At 44.0% G+C, this 4,784-nt stretch carries 2 protein-coding genes; both read right to left on the bottom strand.

Going from position 1 to position 4,784, the window contains the following annotated elements; genetic code table 11:
- Positions 1-792: 792 nt before the first annotated feature.
- A complete protein-coding gene (locus F6K37_RS32215) occupies positions 793-4,248 on the bottom strand; it encodes a plasmid replication protein, CyRepA1 family (RefSeq protein ID WP_287254677.1) in 3,456 nt (1,151 codons plus the stop codon).
- 422 nt (positions 4,249-4,670) lie between these two features.
- Positions 4,671-4,784 (bottom strand): transposase (locus tag F6K37_RS32210; RefSeq protein ID WP_353838575.1); only part of this gene is annotated, 114 nt, incomplete at its 5' end.

The following is a 4,784-nucleotide window of genomic DNA, read 5'->3' as shown; positions in this document are numbered from 1 at the left end:
TCCATGAAATTTGCTTTGAGTTTGGGACCTTAAGCTTCTCATGGAATCCCCCTGTCATGCTATCCCTGTCTTATTATTGAGACTCTATACCTACCAGTACTTTCAAGACTTCTCTGCACCACTAAGGTGACATCCTCCCCTTACTAGCTTACTAACTCTTCTATTATGTTCTAACTATCATTTTCTTTGGTATATATAGGTAATCGACACAATTTCATTAAATTAGCTGTCCGGCAAAAGAAGCCCCACATCTCAATGCTACGCCATGAGTGTGGGATGAATTTTGCACAGGGTCTCTTGGATTCGGCAAAGCCGACGCGGGGCGCGTTCGGGAAAACGAGCTATCAAGCTGTCTTACAACTCAGGCGAGGTCATCCCTCTTCGATTGGCCTCTTGCTCCAGTTGTCTTTTTTCAAAATCGGTAATCCTAATTGTTAATTTTTTATTTGCAATTTCTCAATAACCGCTGGTTGACAAATTGGAGCACCAATGTATCAGGCAGGGTTACCCACCAGTTCATGCTCTATAGCCTTTTGTCGAATCAAATCTGTTAAGGGGGGGATATTGTCATCCCCTCGCAACCGGGACAGTAAATATGCCCAAAAACAAATCCCTAATTTGCGACAGGTCTTTTTCATACCCTACATCGTATCTCTGGCTTTTCGTCCGGCCTCAGACCGAGTACCACCAATAATTTTTCACAGAATATGCCGACTTGTCTATCAAAAGCCAGCTGTTATGTTCTGTTGTCTTTAATTTTAAGATGTTTTCAGTTACTAAATTATTAAAGGGTTAGACCGTGAGCTCAAGTTGTTCTGCTGTCGGTTCAGCTTCAGGTTGGGCAGGGGAATTGTCTTGGAACACCGGAATTCGAGGAGCTGGAGCGGATAGTTTGTGATCATCCGTTGGCCAGAGGAACGGAGTCTCGATGTCCCGACCCAGAACTAGGACTTCTTCTACTAGCTCGGAAAAACTGGAGACGTCTTCCTTCTCTAAGCGCTCAGTTAAAGCTTCCTGCCTAGCTTCTGCCCTCTCTTGTTCTTGCTTCAGTTGATGGGCAAAGAATTTCTCTTTTATCGCGATCGCGTCAACCGGTTTCATCTTGTAAAAGTAATAGCGCTTTTCTTTGCGTTGTGACTGCCGTTTTCCTGTGCTGCCTAGCTTATATCCTAGCAGTGCTGCCAACTTCCTAAAAATAATGATGGGGGTGCTGTTTGGGTTGAAGTAGCCAAGTCCGCAGAGCCTGAATTCCTTCCGTGCCACATCTGAGGTCAATAACTTTTTCAACTCAATTAGCTCAGGAGTCTCATTGGAATAAATTCTGTCGGTATCATCTAGGTCTATCCCCAGATGATCCAGTGCTTTTAATATTACTTCTACCCTCTCGGCTTTTGGAGTAATCATCGACTTGTTGACATCTGGGAGCAGAAAAGCCCCTTCTCGGATAATGGGGTCTGCGATCGCTTTATCCCTGTCCTCTCTAAATTCTTTCCCCAGTGTTGCAAAGAACAGCAGATTGAGCTTGGGATAAAGCCCCCGGTCGTCCATGTCCACTATCTCGTCAGTGACTTCCCCGTATCTCTTCTCTATCTGATGATGTCGAACTCGGTCTCGTTCTTCTGGGGTCTTTTGTAATCGGTTGAACATCTGCTGAAACTCTTCTTCTGTCTCAAAGCCTTCAGCTTCAGTTACTTTGGTCTTGTGCTTATCGTACATTTCTTTTTTCGATGCTGTTAATTGACAGCTCAGCTTTTTTGGATCCATCCCTGCCAGCTCAATATCTAATTCTGATAATTTGCCAGGAATCACGGTGTGTCCTTCTTTCTCTAGCCCATCAATCACCAACTCTCGATAGTCCATAGCTATTTGGTTTTCCAAGCTAGCGTATTCTGCTAAGGTATTCATTGCTATCTCTGGGGTGAAAGGAGCTGCGCTGTCTCGCTGGTAATTCAATTCATCTTCTTTAGAAAGAAAGCCTGGCCTGAAATCTGATAGCAAAACCTTCTTCATTTTGTTAAAAAGTTTTGATTGTTCGTTCCAGTATTGCTGGGGGATACAAGCGTTCGTTCTTCCATGACGGATTTTGCTGTCTTTCGCAATCCATAAGTAACGAGGCACTGTGTCTCGAACTCTTGCGATCGCTTGTCGAAAATTGCTTTCCTTCAATACTCCGTTGCCGTATCCAAATACTGCGGTGAAGTGAGGTTCATCAATACTAATCCCCGTCTCGAATGTTGGACTAGTTATCAGAATTACCTTGGGATTAGCTCTTAGGTATTCATTAATGTACCCTGCTATCCCCTGGGCTGGATGTCCTGGTTCAGTAATGCTATCAGCATCAATCCTTAAGAATATTCGGTCAGGAAATAGAGCCTGCAAGAAGTATTCCAGATTGTACGTCCCCATTCTTGAGTTTACGTACTTAGCCCCTAAAGATATGTAAGGGGTTCCTCCTTCTGCTATTTCAGCTATCAGCTTGGTCAGCCAATCCCCTTTGGTCTCGAACACATAAGACGTGTACCCTTGCAACTTGACTGTGTTCTTCACGATAAAAGGCTGTTCTACTCCCATTACTTTTTTGAGATAAGTCATAGAAGTGTCATCTAAGTCTGTGTCTAGCGCTATTACCAGCCGAGCGTTCTTCAAGATGTCAACGAAAGCTCGAAGAATTTTCATCCGAGCCTTCTTGCATGTATTACCCAGGAGTAGGTGATGTAATATCTGTACCCACTCGTCTAATATTACGATTGCTCCAGCCCATTGTCTTGTATCTATGCCAACCTTAGAATCTTCATGTAATGAGTCTATACAGAGTCCTAGCCACTTTTTTTCCGCTCTACTTTGGGCTGTCGTGTCATCAACGTAGGGTATATCAATTTTTTTGCCTCCAGCTCTGCTTAGTTGTTCTCTGTGAGACAGCATCAAGATAGGGTCACCTAATCTCTTTGCTTCTTCTATAAGTTGAGCTAGGACTGTAGTTTTCCCTGTGTTCTTGGGGGAGGACACTCCAATTAGCCTGTGTTCCAGTAGCTTGGTCAATGAAGGGAAATAATCTCGCTTTAACCATCTTTCGCTTATCTCTATTGATGAAGCCATTTCCAATGTCAGCTTTCTTCTTACCTGGATTCTCCAAGCACAGAACCTTTGAGCTTCTTCCCATGTCTGGTTTAGAAAGCCCTCGCCTTCTTTGGCTATTACATCATCTATGCCTTTGCCATGGCTTCTGTCCCATTCCATCACCCAGGGAAAGCACCCCAGTTTCTTAAGTTTTATCGCGATCGCTCCCCTCGCTTTTATTCCATTCTTTTCAGCCTTTGGCTTGCCTTTGTCATTATCAAGACAGATGTACCACCTTCTTCCTGGTTGGCACAGTCTAACTATTTCTTCTTTAAGTGGAGGAGTCTGGTCTGGATAGTCAGCCTGTGGTTCTGAATGCATCATTATGCCCAGCAGTGCAATAGCAGGGTACTCATGACTAATTAATGACAGAGCTTTTTTCGCCCCTTCTGTTATTAAAATTGGAATTTCAGGGTGCAGCGGCACGAACTCCCAGAAAACATGGCTGCCTTTCACTTCAAACCCTTTGATCTGCTCCGCTGCTTCGGGGTTATGTTCCATTAGCCAGTCCCTCGCATCCTTTTCTTCTGGGAATTGATCTAATAGCTCTGGGTTATTCTTGGCGATCAGTCTTCGAGCTGTCTTAAAAGAAAACTGAGGTAGAACTATTCCTGCCTGTTGCCCTCTGGGGAGAAAGTACTTTGGACCTTCCTCTGTTCTGTACTGAGGCGCTTGTTCTGTATTTTTCTTGTTCGGGTCAGTTAGTCCCCCTTTAGTCTTAAGCTCGGCTTCAGTCCTCGACCTTTTTATTCCACGGTTGTTCGCTTTTACATTGAATCCGCGAGTATGATCATGAACAAGACCTCCCTCGATCAGATGGTTCTTCTTCCATAGTTGCCATTTGGCTATGTGGCCGCCGTTCTGTCTTTCAAATTTAGCGCCAGCATCTATCTCTGCATCTATTACCAGCTCTCTTAGCTCTGCTCCCACTGACCGGAATGAGCAATCCTTTATTACTTCATCTGAGATTCCAGACTCTCTTAGCTGTTTGTAGTCCTCGTCTGTTAGGTGAGAGAAGGGAGACTTTAGAAGTTCTGTGCCGTACTCGATATCGGCCTCTGCATGGAACTGGCCGTATTGTTCTGGTTTATCGGAATTTTGTTGTTCTTTTGAAAAATTTGATGTTAACATAATGGTATATGTAAAAACTTTTGTTCTCTGGACTTACCTCTAGGCTTTCTATCATAGGAAGAGAGTGGCTCTCCTCCCGGTGTTTTAGTTTAACATTGGGGGGGCGGAGTTGGGGGGTTCGTTCAGGTTTTTTTTTTATTTTACCAGGGGGATAACCCTTTGTCTAGGAGCCTCCTAGAAGGAATTAGCCGTTAGCTCGATTGAATCAATGGCTGTGTTGCTTTGTGCGAAAGGCTTTGGCAGGTTTTCCGAGATTATTGCGATCGCATGTTAAGATTTTGTCGTCTTGTTAACAAATGTATTCAATTGTCTGTGGATGAAGCTTCCCCCACCTCTGTGTAAACAAGGTGGGGGTTAGTGGACAGTTACATAAAGTATCATAAAGTTTAGTAAAGTCTGTGAGTATTTGCTAGGGCGTGTCATCAATTAAGCCAGATAACGGTAGCAGCCAGATAAATTGCGGATAGAAAGTTTATTGCCCGTTTATCATAGCGTGTGGCAATCGCTCGATATTGCTTGAGTTGGGCAAAGAAGTT

It is taken from the genome of Moorena sp. SIO4E2 (assembly GCF_010671945.1).
In the GTDB taxonomy this organism is placed as follows: domain Bacteria; phylum Cyanobacteriota; class Cyanobacteriia; order Cyanobacteriales; family Coleofasciculaceae; genus Moorena; species Moorena producens.
This window is presented reverse-complemented; position numbering and strand designations above follow the sequence as displayed.

Bases quoted from the DNA above. Each gene is read 5' to 3' on its own strand.
- F6K37_RS32215 (WP_287254677.1), bottom strand. From the start codon at position 4,248: ATGTTAACATCAAATTTTTCAAAAGAACAACAAAATTCCGATAAACCA.